Below are 23,176 nucleotides of genomic sequence, written 5' to 3'. Positions count from 1 at the left end.
CTGACTAAGAAAGGGAAAAAAGATGGAAGAAAAACAGGGGTTTTTTAAACGACTTGTATCAGGCCTTAGCAAGACAAGAGATAATATTGTCTCCGGCATGGATAGTATTTTCCATGGCTTTACTCAAATCAATGATGATTTCTATGAGGAGCTGGAAGAGACGCTGATTATGGGAGACTTGGGCGTACACACGACAATGGAAATTATTGAGAATCTGCGGGAAAAGGTACGCAGCGAGCATATAAAAGAACCAGTTCAGTGCAGGCAACTTTTGATTGACAGTATTCGGGAACAGATGCATGTGGGAGAAACAGCGTATGAATTTGAAAATCGGACGTCGGTTGTATTTGTAATTGGCGTAAACGGAGTGGGAAAAACGACAACGATTGGAAAACTGGCTGGGAAGCTTCATGCACAAGGGAAAAAAGTGGTTCTGGCTGCGGCAGATACATTTCGTGCTGCCGCGAGGGAGCAGTTAAAGGAATGGGCAAACCGTTCTGAAACAGAGATGATTGGCGGACAGGAAGGCGCAGATCCGGCATCTGTAGTGTATGATGCGGTTGCGGCGGCAAAGGCACGAAAGGCAGATGTACTGCTCTGTGATACGGCGGGGAGGCTTCATAACAAGAAGAACCTGATGGAAGAATTAAAGAAAATCAACCGTGTAATTGAGAGGGAATATCCCGAAGCTTACAGGGAAACACTGGTAGTACTGGACGCGACTACCGGACAGAATGCACTCGCACAGGCAAAAGAATTCAATGAGGTGGCAGAGATTACAGGGGTAATCCTGACAAAAATGGATGGAACTGCCAAAGGCGGTATTGCAGTGGCGATTCAGTCGGAGCTGGGAATCCCTGTCAAATATATCGGGGTTGGCGAAAGAATAGAGGATTTACAGAAATTTGATGCGGATGAATTTGTAAATGCACTGTTTTATAAGACAGAGGAGAAAGAAGGGTAAGAGATGTTGACATTGGAAAAGTTTGAGGAAGCAAGTGAGATCGTAAAGCAGGTAACCAACCCTACAAAATTGGTCTACAGTGACTATTTAAGTGCGCAGACTGGTGGAAAAGTGTATCTGAAGCCAGAAAATATGCAGCATACAGGCGCATATAAATTAAGAGGCGCTTACTACAAAATCTGCACACTGACCGAAGAAGAAAGAGAAAAAGGGCTGATTACCGCATCGGCAGGAAATCACGCGCAAGGTGTTGCCTATGCCGCACAAAAATATGGCTGTAAGGCGACCATTGTTATGCCTACAGTGACGCCTCTGATCAAAGTAAACCGGACAAAAAATTATGGGGCAGAGGTGATTTTGTACGGAGATGTATATGACGATGCCTGTGCATATGCAATGGAGCTTGCAGAGAAAAACGGATATACATTTGTTCATCCGTTTGATGATCTGGATGTGGCAACAGGACAGGGAACGATAGCAATGGAAATTGTACAGGAGCTTCCCACAGTAGACTATATTTTCGTTCCAATTGGAGGAGGAGGCCTGGTGACAGGGATTTCTGTACTTGCAAAGATGCTTAACCCTAAGATTAAGGTGATTGGAGTAGAACCGGCAGAGGCGGCAAGTATGACGGCTGCACTGGCAGCAGGAGAGGTTGTGGAACTGGACAGTGCAGATACGATCGCCGACGGAACAGCAGTGAAGGCTGTTGGTGAGAAAATTCTTCCCTATGTAAAAGAAAATGTAGATGATGTTCTGCTTGTGGAGGATGATGAACTGATTGGAGCATTTCTGGACATGGTAGAAAACCATAAAATGGTTGTAGAGAATTCAGGACTGCTTTCTGTAGCGGCATTAAAGCAGATGGATTTAAGAGGGAAAAAGGCAGTTTGTGTTTTGAGTGGGGGAAATATGGATGTAATTACAATGGCATCCATTGTACAGCATGGACTGATCCAGAGAGACAGAATTTTTTCTGTATCTGTGCTTCTGCCAGATAAACCAGGCGAGTTGGTCAGCGTGGCAGCGACCATTGCAGATGCAAAAGGAAATGTTATCAAGCTGGAGCACAATCAGTTTGTAAGTACAAACCGTAATGCAGCAGTGGAGCTGCGTATTACGATGGAAGCATTTGGAACAGAGCATAAGAAAAAGATACTGGATGCTTTGGAGAAAAAAGGATTTCGGCCCAAATTAATCAGTGCAAAGCTTTATTAATGCGAAGAAGAACATCTCTAAGACAGAAAGGCGAAAAACATGGAGAGAAAAAGACCCCGAAACGGAGAAATTTATACGCATTTCAAAGGGCAGCAATATCAGGTACTTTGTACGGCTGTTCATACGGAGACAGAAGAAGAATTGGTAGTATACCAGGCATTATATGGAAACCAAGAGATCTATGCCAGGCCGCTTGAGATGTTTCTAAGTATAGTGGATAAAAATAAATATCCAGATGCAGCACAGGTATACCGGTTTGAGCTTTGTAAAGAAATAAAAGCAGAGGCTGAAGAAAATAAGAGGAACCCGCTGATCTTTGACTTCCTGGAGCTTGAAGAGAACGAGGAAAGAGCAGAGTTTTTACAGAGAAATAAAAAGAATCTGGACAGCACTTTCTTAAGTGCAGCAGCGGAGAGCCTGGAGTACACAGAAAATGAAGGTACACTCGAAGAAAGATACCAAGATTTGATAAAATTTTTAAAGACAAAGATGAAATATGAAGGAAGAAGACTCAGATAGCGAAATGGAGCATATGCGGAATTGAGCTGGCGCTGCGGAAGCTGACGAAATGGTTCGCGCAAGAGGGCGTGTATTGCAACGTTCGCCGAAATTCCTCACTTTTGCAACACACGCCCTCCCTCGCTTACACTTTCGCCAGCTTAAGTTTATAATCTTAACAGAAAAAGGAGGAAGATACGTATGTTTTGCGGCAATTGTGGAAAGAAATTGGAGGATGGATATACGTTTTGCCCATCCTGTGGGAACAAAATCACAAATATACCAATAGAGACACAGACAGTAAAAAGAGAAGAACCATCTCTAAGGGGAACATTAGATAGAAAAAATACGCATTTTCCTGTACTGGAGGAATATTTAAGGACATTGAGTACAAGAGTAGAAGTACAGCCTGAATTTGTATCTTCTCTTCACAGTTATCTGTACATATCAAAAAGAATGTCCGCAGCGCTGGTAAATATGCATCAGTATTTTTTTATCTCACAAAATGATGCTGCCGACTATCAAGTAATGGAAAATTATACAAAGGCCTGTGTGCAGTACGCACTGAATAATTATAAAGGTTTGCCGAGAGGGTTACAAAAAGGTATCGTTATTTATGCCGTAATGTGTCAGACTGAGGCAAATCCTCAGGCAGTGGCGTATACAAAGAAAAAACCGTCTGAACATTTTTCTGCGTTTGAACTTCCAGTAGTTGTAGATTTGAGCAGAAAACATATAGAATATTTAGATTCCACGCCCGTATGGGGATTTGCAATGTGGAAAGGAATCAAAAAAGTAGCACAGACAATGCTGAATCCATGAAATATAAAGTTAATTGACGAAATGGTTCGCGCAAGAGGGCGTGTATTGCAACGTTCGTCAGGGCTTCGCCGGAATTCCTTACTTTTGCAACACACGCCCTCTTGCGCTTACACTTTCGCCAGCTTAAGTTTATATTTCCAAGCGGAAGAAATCGGCTTCACGCTGCTACACATTTCCAATCAGAAGTAAACAAATTTTCTGATTAGGAACTCGTGGCAGCGTGAAGTCGATTTCTTTTTTATAAAATTTAACTAACAAGGTGCCTTCCGAATGGCGGGGGAAAAACTTCTGACTGGAAGTGACAGCAAAAAACACTGTATCAGATAAGCGGGTCCTGCCCTGTGTTCTGATACAGTGTTTTTTGCGTACCTTCTATTAAAATTTTTTTAACAGACAAGGAATGCATTTTGTCAGTTAAATTTATACTTCTCCTCTTGCACGTTTTTCCAGCAGTGCATGGATTTTATCTGTTGGATTCAGGACTGTACCGATGGAGACATCGTGGTTTAGGGAGTCGATAATCAATGCGAGGAATTTGCTCATATCTGCCTTTACAAAATAAGGCTTTTCATACAATTCAGGCGGAAGGTATGTGAGATTGGTGGTGATGACTTTTGTAATATAGCCTTTTTCGTAGTATTCGTCGAATTTTTTTAATCCGTCTGTAAAAAGACCAAATGTGGTGCAGACAAATACGCGCGCGGCCTTGCGTTCTTTTAACTGTTTTGCGACATCCAGCATACTTTCGCCCGAAGAAATCATATCATCGATGATCAACACATCTTTTCCCGCCACGTCGTCGCCTAAAAATTCATGTGCCACAATCGGATTTTTTCCGTTTACAACGGTAGAGTAATCGCGGCGCTTATAGAACATACCCATGTCTACGCCAAGAACATTAGAGAAATAAACGGCGCGGTGCATAGCTCCTTCATCAGGGCTGATAATCATCAGATGATCTTTATCAGCGATGAGATCTGGGACATCGCGAAAGAGCGCTTTCATAAACTGATAAGGTGGATTAAAGCTGTCGAAGCCCTTCAGTGGAATTGCATTTTGTACACGTGGATCGTGGGCGTCAAATGTAATAATATTCGTTACACCCATTGCAGTCAGTTCTTCCAATGCAATCGCACAGTCCAAAGATTCCCGTTTTGTACGTTTATGCTGGCGGCTTTCATACATAAATGGCATAATCACATTGATGCGTCTGGCTTTACCATTTGCGGCAGAGATAACCCTTTTTAAATCCTGGAAATGGTCGTCTGGAGACATATGGTTTAAATGTCCGTTCACTGTGTAAGTCAGACTATAGTTACATACATCTGTCATAATAAATAAATCTGTACCGCGGATGGTTTCTTTTAGCATTCCTTTTGCTTCCCCTGTCCCAAAACGCGGACAGCAGCAGTCGACAAGATAATTGTTAGATTTGTAGTTGACATACAGAGGGGATTCAGTTACTTCGTTGATAGTATTTTGCCGGAAAGAGACAATGTAGTCATTTACTTTCTGACCAAGTACTTTACAGCTTTCCATTGCAACAATTTTTAAAGGGGCAACTGGAAGTGTTTTTTCTAATAATTCGATATTTGGCATGGTATTCTCCTATGATTGATTTGTTTTCTTTTGATGAGATTTGATGATAATTTAGATATTTTACATATATGGTTATATCATTTTTTACCTGGAAATTCAAGCATAGCTTTGCCGAGAGAGGGAATTATGTTATACTGGTTACAGTACGGTGCAGTCCTTTAAGAGAGCAGAAGTCTGGAACAATCGTTTGAAAAATAGGATGCGATCGGAAAGCAGAAGCTTAATAAACGCCAAGAAAGGGTTATGGAAATTGAACAGGAAAAGGCATGAACATATAGTAAAGAATATCCGTCCGGGAAGTATTGCCGAGGAAATGGGGATAGAGCCGGGAGATAAACTGATTTCAATAGATGGAAAAGAGATTATAGATGTATTTGATTATCATTTCCTTGCAGGAGAAGAACATATTTTTCTTTTGATTGAAAAAACAGATGGAGAGCAGTGGGAATTAGAGATTGAGAAGGAAGAGGAAGAGGAGCTGGGGATTGAGTTTGAACAAAGCCTGATGGATGAATATCGTTCCTGCAGAAATAAATGTATGTTCTGTTTTATCGATCAGATGCCGAGGGGAATGAGAGAGACACTGTATTTTAAGGATGATGATGCGAGGCTTTCCTTTTTGCAGGGAAACTACATCACACTTACCAATATGGATGATCGGGATGTGGAAAGAATTGTCAAATACCGTTTGGAGCCGGTTAATATTTCTTTTCATACGACAAACCCAGAGCTTCGATGCAAAATGCTGCATAATCGGTTTGCAGGGGATGCATTGAAAAAAGTAGATATTCTTTATCAGGGCGGCATTGAGATGAATGGACAGATCGTTTTGTGTAAAGGCATCAATGATGGGAAGGAATTGGAACGGACAATTCAGGACTTGACAGGGTATTTGCCGCAGCTTCAGAGTGTGTCTGTTGTTCCTGTAGGTCTTACGAAGTACAGAGATAATCTCTATCCGCTGCAGCCTTTTGAAAAAGAAGATGCAAAGCAGGTACTGGACATCATTCACAGATGGCAGGACAAAGTGTTTGCCGAATATGGAAGGCATTTTATTCATGCAGGAGATGAATGGTATCTTCTCGCAGGGGAGGGGCTTCCGGCGGAAGAACGTTATGACGGGTATCCCCAACTAGAAAATGGAGTCGGAATGATAAGGCTTTTATTGAATGAATTTGCGGAGGGCATTTCACAGATAAAGGGAGACACAAGAAAGAGAGAGCTTTCTCTTGCGACAGGGAAACTGGCGGCGCCTTATCTGAAAGAGATGATGGGGCAGGTGAAAGAAAAATTCCCGGGGGTGAGGGTGCATGTCTATCCAATCCGCAATGACTTTTTTGGAGAGCGCATTACAGTGTCCGGACTGATAACCGGACAGGATCTGACGGCACAGTTAAAGGGCAGAGAATTAGGCGATAGGTTACTGCTCCCATGTAATATGCTGCGTGCAGAGGAAAACACATTTCTGGATGATTTTACAGTAGAAGAGGTGGCAGAGACTTTACAAGTTCCGGTAGATATTGTAAAATCAAGCGGGCAGGATCTGCTGGATGCAGTTCTTGGCATATAAAAAGTATAAGGAACAGGAATAAAGTATTAGAGAATGTATAGAAAATTAGGAAGGTAGTAAATAATTATGAGTAAACCAGTAGTTGCGATTGTAGGGAGACCGAATGTAGGAAAATCTACATTATTTAATACCCTGGCAGGAGAAAAAATTTCTATCGTAAAGGATACGCCTGGTGTTACAAGAGACAGAATTTATGCAAACGTTTCCTGGTTGGATTGGGAATTTACCATGATAGATACAGGGGGAATTGAACCAGACAGCAAAGATATTATTCTCTCACAGATGCGGGAACAGGCACAGATCGCGATCGATACGGCAGATGTGATTGTCTTTATTACAGATGTGAAGCAGGGAGTTGTGGATGCAGACTCGAAGGTAGCAGACATGCTGCGGCGTTCCGGCAAACCGGTTCTGCTTGTTGTCAATAAAGTCGATCATTTTGAAAAGTATATGCCGGATGTATATGAATTTTATAATTTGGGCATTGGAGATCCGATTCCGGTTTCCGCTGCGTCGCGCTTAGGACTTGGGGACATGCTGGATGAGGTAATTGCGCATTTTCCAGAAAGCATGAAGGAAGAGGAGGAAGATGACAGGCCGCGTATTGCAATTGTAGGAAAGCCCAATGTAGGAAAATCCTCGATCATCAATAAGCTTTTAGGAGAATCTCGAGTGATTGTTTCAGATATTGCAGGAACGACACGCGATGCGATTGATACAGAAGTAACGCATGACGGAAAAGAATATATTTTTATTGACACTGCGGGGCTGCGCCGTAAGAATAAGATCAAAGAAGAACTGGAGAGGTACAGTATTATCCGTACGGTTACTGCGGTGGAGCGAGCAGACATAGTGGTCATGGTGATTGACGCTACAGAAGGAGTGACAGAACAGGACGCAAAGATTGCAGGGATTGCCCACGAAAGAGGAAAGGGAATGATCATTGTTGTCAATAAGTGGGATGCGATAGAAAAGAATGACAGAACGATGCGGGAATTTGAGGCTCAGGTGAGACAGGTTTTATCCTATCTTTCATATGCGGAGATTTTGTATATTTCTGCAAAGACAGGACAGCGCCTGAATAGGTTGTATGATATGATTGATATGGTAATTCAAAATCAAACGCTTCGGATTGCAACCGGTGTACTCAATGAGATTATGACAGAAGCGGTAGCAATGCAGCAGCCGCCTTCTGATAAGGGAAAACGCTTGAAGCTGTATTATATTACGCAGGTTTCAGTAAAACCGCCGACGTTTGTTATTTTTGTCAATGACAAGGAACTGATGCATTTTTCCTATACAAGATATTTGGAAAATAAAATCAGGGAAGCGTTCGGATTTAAGGGGACTTCCTTGAAGTTCTTCATCAGGGAAAGAAAGGAAAAGGAGCAGTAAGAGTATGGAACGGTTAATTTGTCTTGCAATCGGTTATGTATGCGGACTTTTCCAGACAGGCTATCTGGTGGGAAAGATGAACCATATTGATATTCGACAGAAGGGGAGTGGGAACGCCGGCTCTACAAATGCGCTGCGAGTCATGGGGTGGAAAGCAGGGCTTATGACCTTTGCAGGAGATGTGCTAAAATGTGTGATTGCAATTTTGATTGTGCGCTATATTTATGATGGGAGCCAATGGCTGCCGCTTTTGGCAATGTATGCAGGAGCAGGAACGACATTGGGACACAATTTCCCATTCTATCTGAAATTCAAAGGAGGGAAAGGAATTGCAGTTCTGGCTGGGCTTGTGATTTCAACGAAAATTTGGATGGCTCCGATTCCGTTGGCTGCGTTTTTAATAGCGGTGATTTTTACAAGATACATATCGCTGGGGTCACTTCTGGCGTATTCTATGTTCTTTTTGGAGGTAGTAGTCTGCGGACAACTGGGCTGTTTTGAGATGAAGGCGGCCTATTTATATGAGCTGTACATACTGCTGTTTGCGTTGACCTGCCTTGCATGGTACAGACATAAGGACAATATCAAAAGACTGATGGCAGGAACAGAAAATAAATTTGGTTCAAAGAAGAAGGAGTAAGGGCAATGGCAAATGTTGGAATACTAGGGGCAGGCAGCTGGGGAACTGCTCTATCCATACTTTTAAGTGACAATGGACACCAGGTGACAATCTGGTCTATCGACAAGGAAGAAGTCAAGATGCTTCAGACGAAACGAGAGCATACGGCGAAGCTTCCGGGAGTAAAGCTCCCAGAGAGTATGGTGATTACAGACAGCTTAGAAGAAGGGATTGTGGATAAAGACTTTCTTGTACTAGCGGTTCCTTCGCCGTTTACCAGAGCTACGGCGAAGAAGATGTGTCCTTATGTAAAAGAAGGACAGATTGTTGTAGATGTGGCGAAAGGAATTGAAGAAACTACTCTGATGACGCTCTCCCAGCAGATTGAACAGGAAATTCCGCAGGCGGATGTGGCAGTCTTGTCTGGGCCCAGCCATGCAGAGGAAGTGGGAAGAAAGCTTCCAACTACATGTGTGATAGGGGCAAAATCCAAACAGACAGCAATTTTTCTACAGTCTATGTTCATCAGTAAAGTATTCCGTGTATATATAAGTCCGGATATTCTGGGAATTGAATTGGGAGGGGCCCTAAAAAATGTCATTGCACTTGCCGCCGGAATAGCAGACGGGCTGGGATATGGAGACAATACAAAGGCAGCGCTTATTACAAGAGGAATTGCGGAGATAGCGAGACTGGGTGTTAAGATGGGCGGAAAGATTGAAAGCTTTACAGGTCTGACAGGGATTGGAGATTTGATTGTAACCTGCGCCAGTGTGCACAGCAGAAACAGAAAGGCAGGATACTTGATTGGACAGGGCAAGTCCATGCAGGAAGCAATGGATGAGGTGAAAATGGTTGTAGAAGGAGTGTATTCTGCAAAGGCAGCAAAACAGCTTGCCCTGCAATATGATGTATCTATGCCGATTGTAGAGCAGGTCAATGCTGTACTGTTTGAAGGAAAAGCCCCTGCGCAGGCAGTAGATGAATTGATGCAGCGTGCATCGAAGAGTGAAAATGAACAGTTGCCCTGGGAAAACTAGAACCAGGAAATAGAAAAAAGCAGAATAATTACCCCCTTGGAAGCATAGATTGTTATCAGCAGAACAAGGGGGTATTTCTATGGAATCATTTCAGGTATACAAGGATATGAAGGCAAGAACAAACGGTGAAATCTATATTGGGGTGGTTGGGCCGGTGCGGACAGGCAAGTCTACCTTTATAAAAAGATTTATGGATCTTTTAGTGCTCCCCAATATGACAGATGAACATGCAAAGGAAAGGACACAGGACGAATTGCCGCAGTCGGCATCTGGGGCGACGATTATGACAACAGAGCCAAAGTTTGTGCCAAAGGAAGCGGCTTTGGTGGGGCTTACGGAGGACGTACAGGTGAAAATCCGACTGATTGACTGTGTAGGTTATATGGTAGACGGCGCATCTGGACATACAGAAAATGGAGAAGAACGGCAGGTAAAGACTCCTTGGTTTGAATATGAAATTCCATTTACCAAGGCAGCGGCAATCGGTACGCAGAAGGTAATCCATGATCATGCAACAATCGGATTTGTCGTGACGACAGATGGCAGTATTGGAGAGATTCCAAGAGAAAATTATGTAGATGCAGAAGAAAAAACAGTCAGAGAATTAAAAAGCATTGGAAAACCATTTCTGATTTTATTGAACTGTTTAAAACCCTACACCCAGGAAGCAAAGGAATTAAAAGAGGAACTCAGTCAGAAATATGGAGTGTCTGTGGTAGCGGTAAACTGTGAACAGCTTAAAGCAGAGGATATTCACGATATTATGCGACAGGTACTCTATGAATTTCCTATTTCAGAAGTGGAATTTTATATTCCCAAATGGGTAGAAATGCTTTCTAGAGAGCATAAAATTAAGAAGGATTTATTGGAAAATGTGCGGGCGCTTATGCAGGGTATGGAAGACATAAGAAGTGCGTTGCATGTTCCAGAGCTTCCGGAGAGCGAATACATAGAGAAGGCTGCGGTAGAAAAAGTGGCGATGGATACGGGATGTGTTCAAGTACGGATTGATTTCAAAGAACAGTATTATTATGAAGTACTCAGTGAACTGACAGGCGCGCAGATCAAAGGGGAATACGAACTGATCGCGGCGATGAAAGAATTGTCAGCTATGAAAGCGGAATATACGCAGATCAAAGATGCCTTTGCAGATGTGAAGATGAAGGGATATGGAGTGGTAAGTCCTAAAAAGGAAGATATTACACTGGATGAACCAGTCATTATTAAACAAGGCAGCAAGTATGGGGTGAAAATCCGTTCTGAGGCTCCGTCCATTCATATGATACGTGCGGTTATAGAGACAGAGATTGCACCGATCGTCGGAAATGAAAAACAGGCAGAGGATTTGGTGGAGTATATCAAGACAGAGAGCGAGACGCCGCAGGGAATATGGGGAACGAATATTTTCGGAAAGTCTATAGAGGAACTGGTTATGGACGGAATGAGAAATAAGATTACAACAATTAATGAAGAAAGCCAGGTAAAACTGCAGGATTCTATGCAGAAAATTGTCAATGACAGTAACGGCGGACTGGTATGTATTATCATATAAGAGAAGGTATGACAAAAACTTCTGTGGTGAAAATGGAGATTATGTAGTACAATACTTACATGGCGGGATACGAAAAAATAAAAAACGCAAAAGACAAGAAAAAGGAGTGAAAATACATGAGCAGGCAATATGGACGGATAAAGCGCTGTTATGAATACTGCAGAACAATTACAGACTTTAAGCCAAAGATTGGGTTGATACTGGGGTCCGGACTTGGCGGATATGCGAAAAATATGGAGGTTGTATGTGAAATTCCATACGGACATATTCCAGATTTTCCGGTTTCTACAGTACAAGGGCATGATGGGAAATTTCTGCTTGGTTATATCGGGAATGTTCCGGCAATGGTGATGAAAGGAAGGGTACATTACTATGAAGGATATGCGATGGAGGATGTGGTTCTGCCTGTACGTCTGATGAAAATGATGGGAATAGAGGTTCTGTTTCTGACGAATGCTGCAGGCGGGATCAATCCGAACTTTCAGACGGGAGACTTTATGATAATTACAGATCAGATTTCCAGTTTTGTTCCGTCTCCGCTGATAGGGGAAAACATAGAGGAGCTGGGGGAACGTTTTCCGGATATGACGCAAATCTATGATAAAAGACTGCAAAATATTATAAGCAGGACAGCAGCAGAAGAAGGAATTTCCATTCAAAAGGGAGTGTATGTACAGACCAGCGGGCCGAATTTTGAAAGTCCGGCTGAGATTAAAATGTTTGCCGCCGTCGGTGCAGACGCTGTAGGGATGAGTACAGCATGTGAAGCAGTGGCGGCGCGGCATGCGAATATCCGTGTGTGCGCGGTGTCCTGTATCTCTAATATGGCAAGCGGCATTTCAAAAGAAGAGTTGAGCCACCTGGATGTACAGGCTGTGGCAGATAAGCGGGCAAAAGAATTTGAACGGCTTGTAACAAAGAGTATTTTAAAGATACACAGGGGAGAAGACTAGGATGAATACAAGAATATATAATGTACGAATTTTGACAATGGAAGAAGGAGGAAAAATTGCAGAAGGAGAAGTTTGGATTGAGGACGATACAATTATCTGTGTCGGACAGCCAAAAGAAACAGCCAAAAGAAAATGGGATCTGGAAATTGACGGGAAGCAAAATCTTTTGATGCCGGGATTTAAAAATGCGCATACACATTCTGCGATGACGTTTCTTCGCTCCTATGCAGATGACATGAAGCTGAATGAGTGGCTGCATACAAGGGTTTTTCCGGCAGAGGCCAAGCTTACGGGAGAAGATGTATATTGGCTTACGAAACTTGCCATTCTGGAGTATCTGACGAGTGGAATCACTTCTATATTTGATATGTATATGTATCGGAAGGACGGCGCACGTGCAGCGATTGATACGGGCTTTCGGAATGTATTCTGCGAAAGTATCAATGACTTTGGCGGGACAGTTGAGGAAGTAGAGGAAGATTATCTTACATATAACAAGGACAAGTCGAAGCTTATCTCTTATCAGCTTGGGTTTCATGCAGAGTATACGACTTCCAGAGAAAAGATGGAGGGGATTGCGGCACTTTCCAAGAAGTATGCTGCTCCAGTCTACGTTCATTGTTCAGAGACAAAGCAAGAGGTGGAGGATTGCAAAAAACGAACAGGCATGACCCCGCCTGTATATATGGATACACTGGGATTGTTTGAACATGGCGGCGGTCTTTTTCATGGAGTGCATATGGAAGAAGCAGATTTTGAGGTGGTGAAGAAAAAGGGTCTGTACATTGTGACAAATCCAGCATCTAATTTAAAGCTTGCCAGTGGGATCGCACCGGTAAAGAAGTATCTGGATATGGGAATCCCGATTGCGATTGGAACAGATGGTCCGGCGAGCAACAACTGTCTGGACATGTTTCGGGAGATGTTTCTGGTGACAGGACTTCAGAAGGTGTTATATGATGATCCAGAGGCAGTGCCTGCAATGGAGGTTCTTAAGATGGCGACCGTAAATGGAGCACATGCGATGGGTCTTGCCGAGTGTGATACATTGCGTGTGGGCAAAAAGGCAGATTTGATTTTAATTGACTTGGAACAGCCGAATATGCAGCCATTACACCATATCGAGAAAAATCTGGTGTACAGTGGAAGCAAGCAGAATGTAAAGATGACAATGATAGCAGGAAAAGTACTGTATCAGAATGGGGAGTTTTATCTGGATTCTTCCAAAGAAGAAATTTATAAAGAGGCTGAAAAGACAGTCAGGCGGATTCTAAAAGAGCAGGAGTAAAACAATCTTAAGGAGAGTACAATAAAATCGAAAGGGGTACGAAGGATGAAAGCAGCAATATTTACGTTAGATACAGGGATGTATAAGGCAAAAGAAGAAAGTCCGGCAGCAGCCGTATTAAAACGGATGCTTGTGCAAGTAGGATTCGAAGTGAAAGCGGCGGGGGTTCTTCCCCAGGAGAAGGCGATAGCAGCTTCTGTTTTTTGCAGACTTGCAGATACAAAGGCAGTGGATCTGATTTTGACAACAGGAGCATGTGGTTACAGGGAGAAGGACTGTGCGCCGGATGCATTGATGGCATCAGCGGACAGACTTCTTCCAGGTATACCAGAAGCGGTGCGGGCATATACGCTTAGGTATACAAAGAAAGTGATATTGGATCGCAGCGCCGCGGGAATCAGGAATAAGACATTGATTGTGAATCTTCCAGACAGCGCGAAGGCGGCGAAAGAAGGGCTGGAATATATTTTGCCAGAACTAGTACAAGTAGTGGAGACGATGCAGGTATGATGAAGGTAACATATTTGGCACACAGCGGTTTCCTTGTCGAGATGGAGGAAGCATATTTTTTATTTGATTATTATAAAGGAGAACTTCCTAAAATAGATAGAGAAAAAGAATGGTATGTATTCGCAAGCCATGCGCATTACGATCATTTCAGGAAGGAAATTTTTTCATTTCAGGATATGCACCCGGACATTCAGTATATTCTTTCTTCGGATATACCGGCAGAGGAAAAAGAGAATGTTATTTTTATGGGGCCAGGAGAGCATAGGAGGATTGGAAAGCTGCGGATTGAGACACTGCGTTCTACAGACGCAGGGGTGGCTTTTCTGATTCACTATGCGGGAAAGACAGTGTATCATGCAGGAGATCTGAATTGGTGGCACTGGGAGGGGGAGACAAAAGAATATAATACGCAGATGCGAAGAAATTATCAGCATGAGATCAATAAATTGCAGAAGGAAAAGATAGATGTTGCATTTGTGCCGGTGGATCCAAGACTAGGGGAGCAGTACTGTTTAGGTCTGGACTGTTTTATGAAGAGAATAGAAACAAAAGTGGTATTTCCCATGCACTTCTGGGAAAAATATGATATTTTTTCCAGGCTGGCTCTGGAACACTGTACAAAAGAATACCTGGAAAGAATACAGAATATAGAAAAGGAAGGGCAGACCTTTTTACTGGAATGATTTCGGAAGAGAATAACGTCGGTGTACAAGGGGCAACACGCCCCTTGTACACCGACGTTAAGAAGAGGAGAAGAAAAATATGCTAGTGAAAATATATACGGACGGCGCGGCCAGAGGAAATCCGGACGGGCCAGGAGGGTATGGCACCGTGTTAGAATATGTGGATACAAAGGGGGAACTGCATAAAAAAGAGCTGTCCCAGGGATATGTCCGCACAACGAATAACCGCATGGAGCTGATGGCAGTGATTGCAGGGTTAGAGGCTCTAAACCGGCCTTGTGAGGTGGAGGTGTATTCTGATTCGAAATATGTGGTTGACGCTTTTAATCAACACTGGGTGGATGGCTGGCTGAAAAAAGGCTGGAAGCGTGGAAAAAATGAACCAGTGAAAAATGTAGATCTATGGAAGCGGTTATTAGCTGCAAAAGAAAAACACAAGGTGCGCTTTTGCTGGGTGAAAGGGCATGACGGACATCCGCAGAATGAACGGTGCGATACATTGGCAACAACAGCAGCAGACGGGACGGAGCTGATAGTGGACGAAGGCGTATAAAGCAGAAAAGAAAGCGGGCTTCCGGCAGAAGACATAGAGGATGACTGGACATTTACAGGCAGTTATAGTATAATTTAAAACTGTGTTAAGTAAGACAGACAATCGCGGCTGTCTGCGAAAGCAGCAGACGAGGAAAGTCCGGGCTTCACAGGGCAGGATGCCGGATAACGTCCGGTGGAGGTGACTCCAAGGAAAGTGCAACAGAAATAAACCGCCTGTCAATGCCTCTTAGGCGAATGCCTTAAGAGTTGATAGGTAAGGGTGGAAAGGCAGTGTAAGAGACTACCGCCTTGCCGGTAACGGGAAGGGCACATGTAAACCCCATCCGAAGCAAGACTAAACGCAGGCTATGTGGCTGCCCGTCACGCCTCAGGTAAGTCGCTTGAACCTAGCGGCGACGCTAGGTCTAGATAGATGATTGTCCAACGACATAACCCGGCTTATCGTCTTGCTTAACCGTAAACAAAAATAAACCCTGGAGTATGCAGATACTGCGTTTCCAGGGTTATTTTAATAAAATACATTTTACGGATCCCACTGGCATTTTTTTAAATCCACATGTGTACTGTCCTTCATGGGAACCCCTTCTTCTTTTAACAGTATACCTTGCTCAAACCAGCCTGGAGCCAGTCTTCCGGCATGGTTTACAACCCGATGGCAGGGATATGTTCCATAGTATTCTGCCATACTAAGCACTTTGCCGACAAGCCTTGCATTTTTCTCCCTGCCGATAAGTCCGGCGATCTGTCCGTAAGTAGCGACGTTTCCCTCAGGGATTTCTTCGACTACCGAGAGAATCTCATAAATCAAAGCTTCCTGTAAAATACGCTTTGTTCCCATATAAGCTACCTGCTAAGAATTATAAACTGTATTTTTCTTCACAGTATTTACAGCGATAAGTCTGTTTTTCTTCATCTGTGAGAACAAAAACGTGATCGAGTCCCTGTTCGATAGAAGTGATGCACCGCGGATTTTTACAGCGGATTACATTGGTGATTTCTTTTGGAAGCCGAAGCTCTTTTTTTGAAACAATCTGCTCATTCTCAATAATATTTACTGTGATATTATGATCGATAAAGCCAAGAATATCTAAATCCATAAAGTCAATGGGGCACTCAATCTTAATAATGTCTTTTTTTCCCATTTTTGTACTTTTCGCATTTTTAATAATTGCAACACAGCAGTCCAACTTATCTAAGTGCAAATATTTATAAATTTCCATACTTTTTCCTGCTTCAATGTGGTCAAGCACGAACCCCTCGGAAATACGTCCTACATTCAAAGTGTTTTTTACCATAGAATCTGCCTCCTCTTATTATATTTCATACAACAATGATATGATGCGCGCCTTGTCAATCGACATGGATATCAAGCAGGGTAAGAATCAGAGCCATGCGCACATAGACGCCGTACTGCACCTGCCTGAAATAAGCTGCCCTTGGATCCTCATCAACCTCCACACTGATTTCGTTCACACGAGGAAGTGGGTGAAGCACATACATATCGGAAGGCGCCAGAAGCATTTTCTTTTTATCCAATATGTAGAAGTCTTTCATACGGACATAGTCTTCTTCATTGAAGAAACGTTCCCTTTGAACCCTGGTCATATAGAGTATGTCGAGTTCCGGCATAGCTTCTTCTAACCGTACAACCTCTTCATATGGAATCCCAAGCTTATCCAGCACATCATAGCGCATATATCCGGGCAGGCGCAGTTCTTCTGGAGAGATCAGGATGAAACGGATGCCTGGATAACGAACCAGGGCGTGAATAAGAGAATGTACGGTACGACCGAATTTTAAATCACCGCACAGACCGATAGTCATATTGTCCAGCCTGCCTTTTACATTTAAAATCGTCAGAAGATCTGTCAGTGTCTGTGTAGGATGCTGGTGTCCTCCGTCCCCAGCATTGATAACAGGGATAGAGGAGTGCTGGCTTGCTACCATAGGGGCGCCCTCTTTTGGATGACGCATAGCACAAATATCTGCATAACAGGAGATCGTTCGGATTGTATCGGATACGCTTTCTCCTTTTGCCGCTGAACTAGAGTCAGCAGAAGAAAATCCCATGATACTTCCTCCCAGATTCAACATGGCAGCCTCATGGCTTAATCTGGTGCGGGTACTTGGCTCATAGAAGAGGGTTGCAAGCTTTTTCCCGGCACAGGCATGTGCATATTTTTCAGGGTGTTTTTCAATATCCTGGGCGAGATTCAACAGTTTGTCCAGTTCCTCCACAGAAAAATCGAGTGGGCTCATCAAATGTCTCATAAATAAAATATCCTCCTATTACTGCCGGTAAACGGCGTATATTCTTATTGTATAGGAAACTTCGTTTCCTATACAATAAAACCCTCTGGGGGGATGCGCACTGCGCGTAAGTGGAAAATGGCTGCTGACACAGCCGCGCTTCGGCGCGAGAATGTGCTTTGCACATTCTTTTTTATCTGTATTCCAGTAGTTCTTCTACAGCTTTGCGTCGGGGCGCTTCCGGTTCTATCGCCGGATAACCGACTGCGATTAAAGCGGCCAGTTCCTGATCTTCTGGTATGTGAAGAAGATGGGAAATTCCGTCTTCATCAAAAATCCCCATAATAACAGTCCCCAATCCTTGCTCTTTTGCAGCAAGACAGAAAGTCTGTGCACATATTCCTACGTCAAACATCTGCCAGCGGTCTTCTTTTTTAGTGGAATAAGAGCCGTCGCGTTCGAAACCGCAGCGTCCCTTTAAAAAGGTCAATGCGATAAGCATAGGAGCCTGGCTGATAATTTGGGAATTGTATGGAGGGGTATAATTGTCTGCAATCTGTTTTCGAAGAGAAGCATCTTCAATTGCAATATAACGAGTAATTTGGGTATTTTTCCAAGAAGGGGAATAAGAAGCTGCTGAAATAATAGAATCAATAATGGAATGTTCAATTAAATCCGGCTTATATTTACGAATACTTCTTCGGGTTTTAATGCATTGCGTAATATTCATATATGTAACCTCCCTGTCTGCTGGCACAAGGCACAAAAAAGCCTGTGCAAAATTTCCTTCCTCTAATGATATACTATCTATAAAGGATTTTCAACCGGAAATTTTTAAGTTTTATGACAGGAATTTTTCAAAAATAAGACCTGCTCCAAACCATAGCGGAGCATAGTCAAAACGAATCACGCCATTTATATTAAAACGTGCATCTGTGTAGTCCCAGGGGCAGGCACGGTGTCTTTTTAAAATACTGCCTGTGATATATTCTCCGGCAAAAATGCAGCAGGTATAAATACTTCCGCGCAGGAGGGGACTCTTTCCTTTTAAGAGACGGCAGGCTGGGGTTAGGAGGCAGGCCATGCCATAAATCGGAAACATCCAGATGGAGGTGCGTGCGGTAAGCGTATGTTCTTTGTTTTTTAAGGAATGCAATCCTGTGAACAGGATTTCCATGCACCAGCCGAGGGTGCCGCATAAAATAAATTTGTTCTTCATAGGAAAAAGTATGAGCAGAAAACGTAGATTTTATGCTTGAAATGTATTATAATGTGATTTAGTTTTTGCAAAAGGAGAAGAAAAGATGGCGGAACTTGAAGAATTAAGAAAACAGTTGGATGAAATAGATGATCAGATGGCAAAGCTGTATGAAAAACGGATGGAAGTGTGCAGCAAAGTAGGAGAATACAAGATTCAGTCTGGTCGGAAGGTATTTGACCGGACAAGAGAAAAAAATAAACTTTTGGATGTAGCGTCTAAGGTATCTGGAGAATTTAATAAAAAAGGAATTCAGGAGCTGTATCAACAGCTCATGTCTATGAGTAGGAAGCTGCAGTACCAGCAGTTAGTAGAGGCGGGGGCTCTTGGAAAGCTGCCGTTTATCCAGGTAGATTCTCTGGAAAAAGAATCGGCCAGAGTGGTGTTTCAAGGTGTGGAGGGCGCCTATGGACAGGCGGCAATGCAGGCATATTTCGGAGAAAATGTAAATAGCTTTCATGTGCGTACATTTCGGGATGCAATGGAGGCGATTGAAGAGGGCGCTGCAGACTATGCGGTACTGCCAATTGAAAATTCATCAGCGGGTGCGGTCAATGAGATGTATGATCTGCTGGACGAGTTTGAAAATTATATTGTGGCGGAGACGATCATTTCAATTACGAATACACTGTCGGGACTGCCGGGAGCTGATATTTCAGACATTCAGAGAGTCTATTCTAAGGCAGAAGCACTGATGCAGACTTCCCGCTTTCTGGATGAGCAGGCGCACTGGCAGCAGATCAGTGTTGTCAATACAGCCGTTGCGGCAAAGAAAATATTAGAGGATCAGGATAAAACACAGGCGGCTGTGTGCAGCGCTTATGCGGCAAAAGTATACGGATTGTCTGTCCTGGTAGATGAGATAAACAACGAACCGAATAACTCAACTCGTTTTATTGTGGTGACAAACCAGAAAATATTTTTAAAAGAAGCGGATAAGATTAGCATCTGCTTTGAACTGCCCCATGAAAGTGGCTCCCTTTACAGGATTCTTTCCCATTTTATATACAATGATTTGAGCATGACGAAGATTGAATCTCGTCCGATAGAAGGAAGAAACTGGGAATACCGGTTTTTCGTGGATTTTGAAGGAAATATGGCAGAACCGGCTGTAAAAAATGCAATACGAGGACTTAGAGAAGAAGCCAGGAATTTAAAGATACTTGGGAATTATTAAAAGAGGATGTAAAATGAGAATCAACGAACTGATGCTATATAAAAATATGGACTATGGAAAAGTCTTAAAGGATATGGCTTTTTTGATGGAGAATTATGCCAGCGAGTATTACAATCGGGAAGATTTGAGAGCTCTTTTGTTTGAATGTATGAATGAAATTTTGGAGCTTTCCACAAGTCATGGATTTGAAGGAAATCTGTGGCATGCTTATCTTACCTTTCTGCTGGCAAACGATGAGAATGCCTACAGTACATCCTGCGAGATTGTAGGAGAGGCAAAAGGGAGCATCAATACAATTGCAGAGCATGACTTTTCCATTTTTAAGGAATTGTTTGACTATGATTTTAAGCCGATGGAAGAGACACTTAAGGCGCCTTGCTTGTCTGTTTTATTTTCTTATGAGAATGGTAAAAATGCCGGAAAGATTTTTAACCGCCGTATCCGGGACAGGATTTGTGACTTAAGTAAAGCACTTGGAGAAGCTGCATCTATAGAAGCATTTAAGAAAAAAATGACACAATTTTATAAAGAATTCGGCGTAGGAAAGCTGGGGCTTCACAAAGCCTTTCGGGTAGAACACCCCGAAGGGAGCACAGCGCAGATTGTTCCAATTACCAACATTGCTCATGTACATTTGGATGATTTGGTCGGTTATGAGATCGCAAAGAAGAAGCTTAAGGACAATACAGAGGCGTTTGTGGAAGGACGGCGGGCAAATAATTGCCTGCTGTATGGGGATGCAGGTACAGGAAAATCTTCTTCTATTAAGGCGATTTTAAATCAGTACTACGATCAAGGGCTTCGGATGATTGAAGTCTATAAACACCAGTTTAAAGACTTAAATGATGTTATTGCACAGATTAAAAACAGGAATTATAAGTTTATTATTTATATGGATGATCTTTCCTTTGAAGAATTTGAAACGGAATATAAATATCTGAAAGCAGTGATTGAAGGCGGACTGGAGAGAAAGCCCCAAAATGTTCTGATTTATGCAACCTCCAACCGCAGGCATCTTGTGCGGGAGACCTTTAAAGACAAAGCAGACAGGGACGAAGAGCTTCATACCAATGATACGGTACAGGAAAAGCTGTCTCTGGTGGCGAGATTCGGTGTGACGATTTATTTCGGCTCTCCAGATAAAAAGGAATTTCAGCAGATTGTAAAAGAACTGGCAAAAGTAAACGAAATCTCCATGCCGGAGGAAAAACTTCTTCTGGAGGCAAACAAGTGGGAATTATCTCACGGGGGAATGTCTGGAAGAACGGCCCAGCAGTTTATTGACTATCTGCTTGGTCAAAAATTGCCGGAAGCTTAGAAAAGAGAGTGTTATGGAGCAAATAAAAAAGAAAAGGCGCATTGCTTTGGCAGGAAAGTACGTTGCTTTAATCGGTGTATGTCTAGTATGCTTGACAGGGTGCAGCCAGGTGACATCGAAAAAGCTGGTGGACAATGCGGCTAAGAATATGGAGAAGGAAAAGTCCTTTGCCAATACTGTAAAATTAGATTTCCAGGTAGATGAAGTGGTGGACAGTATGGGGGTATCCATGGAGATGGAGATGGAGTCAACCGCCTCCCCGCGGGCAGGGCATGCGAAAGGGACTGCAAAGGTAAATGTAAAAGGGACGGAAGTTGCCAGTGATATGGAGATTTACCAGGTGACAGAGGGAAACGAGCATGTGACCTACAGCAGTATCTATGATGAGTGGACAAAAGAAACGGCAGGCGCTTCCTCCCAAATCGGAGTGAATGAAAACTTTTTTCAATCTGCCAAGGAACCTATGGAAGCATTCCACTTGTCGGAAGAAACAGTAGAAGTGGAGGGAAAAGAGTGTTATCAGATGTATGGGGATATTCCATGCAAGGAATTGACAGATTTTTTGGGCGAAGAAATGATTTATGCATTTGGACTTTTGGAACTTCCGGAAATGGATACAGTGGAAAATATGAAAATTCCGGTGATTTTTGACGTCTACAAAGAAGAGATGCTTCCGGCGCGAATGATTGTAGATATGAAAGAGGCAGTAGAAAACCTGTATGATTCCTATGGAGAGGGGAAAAATGTAAGCGATTTTACAATAGAGCTTATATTCAGAGATTATGGGAAAGTGCCGCAGATACAGGTGCCACAGGAGGTAAAAGAAGCGGCAGAGTAAAATATATGTGTGGAATAAAGCCTGTTTTGTAAGAAAACTGTAAAAAAGGAACGTTTTTAAGCAGAGACGCAATCTTATGTAAGATTTTGCGTTATGCGGAAACGTTCCTTTTTCTTATCACAAAAGTTCTAGCTGTCTGACAAAAACAAATATAGGCGATCAAGCATTTTTACAAGTAGAAACAAGCTGCTTTCTATAATCGCTGGGGGATAATTTTTTGTATTTTTTAAATACCCTGGAAAACGAAAATTGATTGTCATAACCGACAGTAGCGGCAATTTCAGCGATTGTAAGGCTGGTAGTTTCCATGAGCTCACAGGCGCGCGTAAGGCGGTAATGAATTAGGTATTCATTTGGAGTCATTTGAAGTTCATGTTTAAATATTTTAGAAAAATATTTTCTGTCTAAAGATAGATTGGCGGAAATATCTGTAATTGTGATTGCCTGTGAGTAGTTCTTTTTAATGTATTTTAACGCTTCTTTGACATATCTTTTAGAATTACTTGTATCCGTTACTCTCGGTGATTTATCGACAATGGAAGCCAGAATAAGGTATAGATAGCCCATATAGTTCAAGTCCTTATTTTCAGCAGATTTTTGGGTTGCCAGTATTTCGTTGTATGCATTCTCAATGAGCGTACAATTGGGACAATCGATCACCAGATTTGTTTTCGTGAAACCAGCGCGCTCAAAATAAAATTCTGAGTTTAATCCATCAAAAGCGACCCAGGAATATCTCCAGGGAGTCTGTGCGTCTGCTTTATAGTATACGACATCATTTGGATAGCAGGCAAAAAGCTGGCCTGCCATGATTGTGTATTCTTTCTGATTTGCATGTAAATAACCTTTTCCACTGTGGACATAGTGAAGTTTATACTGATTTTTGATTCCTGGTCCCCAGGATTCATTCGGTTTGCACTGCTGTGTGCCAAAATAATACAATTCTAAATCGGTATTTTTTTTGTTATCTGCCCCATCATTTAGGATGGAATTTTTAGCCATAAAACCTCTCCCTTACTTAAAAATATTAAGTGACACCACACATATTATTTTGATTATAGTTCATTAA

24 protein-coding genes and 1 other RNA gene are annotated in these 23,176 nt (G+C 42.6%); 18 read left to right on the top strand and 7 right to left on the bottom strand.

The genetic code is table 11. The annotated features are described in order from the left end of the window. The first annotated feature begins 22 nt into the window (after positions 1-22). The 4 genes from ftsY to ACZ5C4_RS10325 all read left to right on the top strand — a co-directional run bounded on the left by ftsY (position 23) and on the right by ACZ5C4_RS10325 (position 3,502). Complete coding sequence (gene ftsY / locus ACZ5C4_RS10340) at positions 23-964, top strand: signal recognition particle-docking protein FtsY (protein ID WP_464520919.1); 942 nt, start codon at positions 23-25, stop codon at positions 962-964. A 3-nt stretch (positions 965-967) separates the two neighbouring features. Beyond that, positions 968-2,182, top strand: a complete 1,215-nt coding sequence (gene ilvA, locus ACZ5C4_RS10335; RefSeq protein WP_464520918.1) for a threonine ammonia-lyase — start codon at positions 968-970, stop codon at positions 2,180-2,182. A gap of 39 nt (positions 2,183-2,221) precedes the next feature. Continuing rightward, positions 2,222-2,701: a DUF1653 domain-containing protein gene (locus tag ACZ5C4_RS10330; RefSeq protein ID WP_464520917.1), complete on the top strand. Its 480-nt coding sequence runs from the start codon at positions 2,222-2,224 to the stop codon at positions 2,699-2,701. Between the two features lie 180 nt (positions 2,702-2,881). After that, a complete protein-coding gene (locus ACZ5C4_RS10325; RefSeq protein ID WP_464520916.1) occupies positions 2,882-3,502 on the top strand; it encodes a zinc-ribbon domain-containing protein in 621 nt (206 codons plus the stop codon). A 420-nt stretch (positions 3,503-3,922) separates the two neighbouring features. Here ACZ5C4_RS10325 and ACZ5C4_RS10320 read toward each other — a convergent pair whose 3' ends face one another. Continuing rightward, positions 3,923-5,101: a ribose-phosphate pyrophosphokinase gene (locus tag ACZ5C4_RS10320; protein ID WP_464520915.1), complete on the bottom strand. Its 1,179-nt coding sequence runs from the start codon at positions 5,099-5,101 to the stop codon at positions 3,923-3,925. A 199-nt stretch (positions 5,102-5,300) separates the two neighbouring features. Between ACZ5C4_RS10320 and ACZ5C4_RS10315 the strand changes: the two genes are divergently transcribed. The 11 genes from ACZ5C4_RS10315 to rnpB all read left to right on the top strand — a co-directional run bounded on the left by ACZ5C4_RS10315 (position 5,301) and on the right by rnpB (position 15,723). Beyond that, positions 5,301-6,671, top strand: coding sequence for a DUF512 domain-containing protein (locus ACZ5C4_RS10315; RefSeq protein ID WP_464522332.1), 1,371 nt, complete (start codon positions 5,301-5,303; stop codon positions 6,669-6,671). A gap of 66 nt (positions 6,672-6,737) precedes the next feature. Further along, positions 6,738-8,066 carry a ribosome biogenesis GTPase Der gene (gene der / locus ACZ5C4_RS10310; protein ID WP_464520914.1) on the top strand — a complete coding sequence of 443 codons (1,329 nt, stop codon included), beginning with the start codon at positions 6,738-6,740 and terminating at the stop codon, positions 8,064-8,066. A gap of 4 nt (positions 8,067-8,070) precedes the next feature. Then, positions 8,071-8,706, top strand: coding sequence for a glycerol-3-phosphate 1-O-acyltransferase PlsY (plsY, locus tag ACZ5C4_RS10305; protein WP_186874342.1), 636 nt, complete (start codon positions 8,071-8,073; stop codon positions 8,704-8,706). 5 nt (positions 8,707-8,711) lie between these two features. Next, positions 8,712-9,725 carry an NAD(P)H-dependent glycerol-3-phosphate dehydrogenase gene (locus tag ACZ5C4_RS10300; protein ID WP_464520913.1) on the top strand — a complete coding sequence of 338 codons (1,014 nt, stop codon included), beginning with the start codon at positions 8,712-8,714 and terminating at the stop codon, positions 9,723-9,725. A gap of 79 nt (positions 9,726-9,804) precedes the next feature. Further along, the gene (gene spoIVA, locus ACZ5C4_RS10295) at positions 9,805-11,277 is read left to right on the top strand and encodes a stage IV sporulation protein A (RefSeq protein ID WP_464520912.1); all 1,473 of its coding nucleotides are present in this window, start codon (positions 9,805-9,807) and stop codon (positions 11,275-11,277) included. Positions 11,278-11,393: 116 nt separating this feature from the next. Further along, positions 11,394-12,230, top strand: coding sequence for a purine-nucleoside phosphorylase (locus ACZ5C4_RS10290; RefSeq protein WP_464520911.1), 837 nt, complete (start codon positions 11,394-11,396; stop codon positions 12,228-12,230). A gap of 1 nt (position 12,231) precedes the next feature. After that, a complete protein-coding gene (locus ACZ5C4_RS10285; RefSeq protein WP_464520910.1) occupies positions 12,232-13,518 on the top strand; it encodes an amidohydrolase in 1,287 nt (428 codons plus the stop codon). A gap of 45 nt (positions 13,519-13,563) precedes the next feature. Then, positions 13,564-14,028: a molybdopterin-binding protein gene (locus ACZ5C4_RS10280; RefSeq protein WP_186874347.1), complete on the top strand. Its 465-nt coding sequence runs from the start codon at positions 13,564-13,566 to the stop codon at positions 14,026-14,028. Further along, entirely contained in the window at positions 14,025-14,711 is a 687-nt protein-coding gene (locus ACZ5C4_RS10275) for an MBL fold metallo-hydrolase (RefSeq protein ID WP_464520909.1), read from the top strand. The genes ACZ5C4_RS10280 and ACZ5C4_RS10275 overlap by 4 nt, the downstream gene beginning before the upstream one ends. Before the next feature lie 79 nt (positions 14,712-14,790). Then, positions 14,791-15,264, top strand: a complete 474-nt coding sequence (gene rnhA, locus ACZ5C4_RS10270) for a ribonuclease HI (protein WP_464520908.1) — start codon at positions 14,791-14,793, stop codon at positions 15,262-15,264. Between the two features lie 86 nt (positions 15,265-15,350). After that, an RNA gene (gene rnpB / locus ACZ5C4_RS10265) (RNase P RNA component class A) lies at positions 15,351-15,723 on the top strand. Positions 15,724-15,789: 66 nt separating this feature from the next. On the opposite strand, the gene ACZ5C4_RS10260 is transcribed toward rnpB, so the two are convergent. The 5 genes from ACZ5C4_RS10260 to ACZ5C4_RS10240 all read right to left on the bottom strand — a co-directional run bounded on the left by ACZ5C4_RS10260 (position 15,790) and on the right by ACZ5C4_RS10240 (position 18,735). After that, positions 15,790-16,104: an MGMT family protein gene (locus tag ACZ5C4_RS10260; RefSeq protein ID WP_464520907.1), complete on the bottom strand. Its 315-nt coding sequence runs from the start codon at positions 16,102-16,104 to the stop codon at positions 15,790-15,792. A 19-nt stretch (positions 16,105-16,123) separates the two neighbouring features. Next, on the bottom strand, positions 16,124-16,561 hold the full coding sequence (locus tag ACZ5C4_RS10255; protein ID WP_186874352.1) for an aspartate carbamoyltransferase regulatory subunit: 438 nt from the start codon (positions 16,559-16,561) through the stop codon (positions 16,124-16,126). A gap of 55 nt (positions 16,562-16,616) precedes the next feature. After that, positions 16,617-17,537, bottom strand: coding sequence for an aspartate carbamoyltransferase (gene pyrB, locus ACZ5C4_RS10250; protein ID WP_464520906.1), 921 nt, complete (start codon positions 17,535-17,537; stop codon positions 16,617-16,619). A gap of 172 nt (positions 17,538-17,709) precedes the next feature. Further along, positions 17,710-18,246, bottom strand: coding sequence for a nitroreductase family protein (locus tag ACZ5C4_RS10245; RefSeq protein WP_464520905.1), 537 nt, complete (start codon positions 18,244-18,246; stop codon positions 17,710-17,712). Positions 18,247-18,357: 111 nt separating this feature from the next. Beyond that, positions 18,358-18,735 carry a putative ABC transporter permease gene (locus ACZ5C4_RS10240; protein WP_464520904.1) on the bottom strand — a complete coding sequence of 126 codons (378 nt, stop codon included), beginning with the start codon at positions 18,733-18,735 and terminating at the stop codon, positions 18,358-18,360. Between the two features lie 85 nt (positions 18,736-18,820). Between ACZ5C4_RS10240 and ACZ5C4_RS10235 the strand changes: the two genes are divergently transcribed. From ACZ5C4_RS10235 to ACZ5C4_RS10225, 3 genes are read left to right on the top strand one after another with little or no spacing between them, the layout of a single operon-like run. Beyond that, on the top strand, positions 18,821-19,951 hold the full coding sequence (locus ACZ5C4_RS10235) for a bifunctional chorismate mutase/prephenate dehydratase (RefSeq protein WP_464520903.1): 1,131 nt from the start codon (positions 18,821-18,823) through the stop codon (positions 19,949-19,951). A 13-nt stretch (positions 19,952-19,964) separates the two neighbouring features. Further along, on the top strand, positions 19,965-21,269 hold the full coding sequence (locus ACZ5C4_RS10230) for an ATP-binding protein (protein ID WP_464520902.1): 1,305 nt from the start codon (positions 19,965-19,967) through the stop codon (positions 21,267-21,269). A 13-nt stretch (positions 21,270-21,282) separates the two neighbouring features. Continuing rightward, positions 21,283-22,107 (top strand): DUF6612 family protein, encoded by an 825-nt coding sequence (locus tag ACZ5C4_RS10225; protein ID WP_464520901.1) that lies wholly within the window; start codon positions 21,283-21,285, stop codon positions 22,105-22,107. Between the two features lie 159 nt (positions 22,108-22,266). Here ACZ5C4_RS10225 and ACZ5C4_RS10220 read toward each other — a convergent pair whose 3' ends face one another. Continuing rightward, on the bottom strand, positions 22,267-23,109 hold the full coding sequence (locus ACZ5C4_RS10220) for an AraC family transcriptional regulator (protein WP_464520900.1): 843 nt from the start codon (positions 23,107-23,109) through the stop codon (positions 22,267-22,269). Positions 23,110-23,176 lie beyond the last annotated feature (67 nt).

Source organism: Mediterraneibacter flintii (assembly GCF_055387595.1).
This window is presented reverse-complemented; position numbering and strand designations above follow the sequence as displayed.

Coding starts and splice junctions, on each gene's coding strand:
- ftsY (WP_464520919.1), top strand. CDS start 23: ATGGAAGAAAAACAGGGGTTTTTTAAACGACTTGTATCAGGCCTTAGC.
- ilvA (WP_464520918.1), top strand. CDS start 968: ATGTTGACATTGGAAAAGTTTGAGGAAGCAAGTGAGATCGTAAAGCAG.
- ACZ5C4_RS10330 (WP_464520917.1), top strand. CDS start 2,222: ATGGAGAGAAAAAGACCCCGAAACGGAGAAATTTATACGCATTTCAAA.
- ACZ5C4_RS10325 (WP_464520916.1), top strand. CDS start 2,882: ATGTTTTGCGGCAATTGTGGAAAGAAATTGGAGGATGGATATACGTTT.
- ACZ5C4_RS10320 (WP_464520915.1), bottom strand. CDS start 5,101: ATGCCAAATATCGAATTATTAGAAAAAACACTTCCAGTTGCCCCTTTA.
- ACZ5C4_RS10315 (WP_464522332.1), top strand. CDS start 5,301: ATGCGATCGGAAAGCAGAAGCTTAATAAACGCCAAGAAAGGGTTATGG.
- der (WP_464520914.1), top strand. CDS start 6,738: ATGAGTAAACCAGTAGTTGCGATTGTAGGGAGACCGAATGTAGGAAAA.
- plsY (WP_186874342.1), top strand. CDS start 8,071: ATGGAACGGTTAATTTGTCTTGCAATCGGTTATGTATGCGGACTTTTC.
- ACZ5C4_RS10300 (WP_464520913.1), top strand. CDS start 8,712: ATGGCAAATGTTGGAATACTAGGGGCAGGCAGCTGGGGAACTGCTCTA.
- spoIVA (WP_464520912.1), top strand. CDS start 9,805: ATGGAATCATTTCAGGTATACAAGGATATGAAGGCAAGAACAAACGGT.
- ACZ5C4_RS10290 (WP_464520911.1), top strand. CDS start 11,394: ATGAGCAGGCAATATGGACGGATAAAGCGCTGTTATGAATACTGCAGA.
- ACZ5C4_RS10285 (WP_464520910.1), top strand. CDS start 12,232: ATGAATACAAGAATATATAATGTACGAATTTTGACAATGGAAGAAGGA.
- ACZ5C4_RS10280 (WP_186874347.1), top strand. CDS start 13,564: ATGAAAGCAGCAATATTTACGTTAGATACAGGGATGTATAAGGCAAAA.
- ACZ5C4_RS10275 (WP_464520909.1), top strand. CDS start 14,025: ATGATGAAGGTAACATATTTGGCACACAGCGGTTTCCTTGTCGAGATG.
- rnhA (WP_464520908.1), top strand. CDS start 14,791: ATGCTAGTGAAAATATATACGGACGGCGCGGCCAGAGGAAATCCGGAC.
- ACZ5C4_RS10260 (WP_464520907.1), bottom strand. CDS start 16,104: ATGGGAACAAAGCGTATTTTACAGGAAGCTTTGATTTATGAGATTCTC.
- ACZ5C4_RS10255 (WP_186874352.1), bottom strand. CDS start 16,561: ATGGTAAAAAACACTTTGAATGTAGGACGTATTTCCGAGGGGTTCGTG.
- pyrB (WP_464520906.1), bottom strand. CDS start 17,537: ATGAGACATTTGATGAGCCCACTCGATTTTTCTGTGGAGGAACTGGAC.
- ACZ5C4_RS10245 (WP_464520905.1), bottom strand. CDS start 18,246: ATGAATATTACGCAATGCATTAAAACCCGAAGAAGTATTCGTAAATAT.
- ACZ5C4_RS10240 (WP_464520904.1), bottom strand. CDS start 18,735: ATGAAGAACAAATTTATTTTATGCGGCACCCTCGGCTGGTGCATGGAA.
- ACZ5C4_RS10235 (WP_464520903.1), top strand. CDS start 18,821: ATGGCGGAACTTGAAGAATTAAGAAAACAGTTGGATGAAATAGATGAT.
- ACZ5C4_RS10230 (WP_464520902.1), top strand. CDS start 19,965: ATGAGAATCAACGAACTGATGCTATATAAAAATATGGACTATGGAAAA.
- ACZ5C4_RS10225 (WP_464520901.1), top strand. CDS start 21,283: ATGGAGCAAATAAAAAAGAAAAGGCGCATTGCTTTGGCAGGAAAGTAC.
- ACZ5C4_RS10220 (WP_464520900.1), bottom strand. CDS start 23,109: ATGGCTAAAAATTCCATCCTAAATGATGGGGCAGATAACAAAAAAAAT.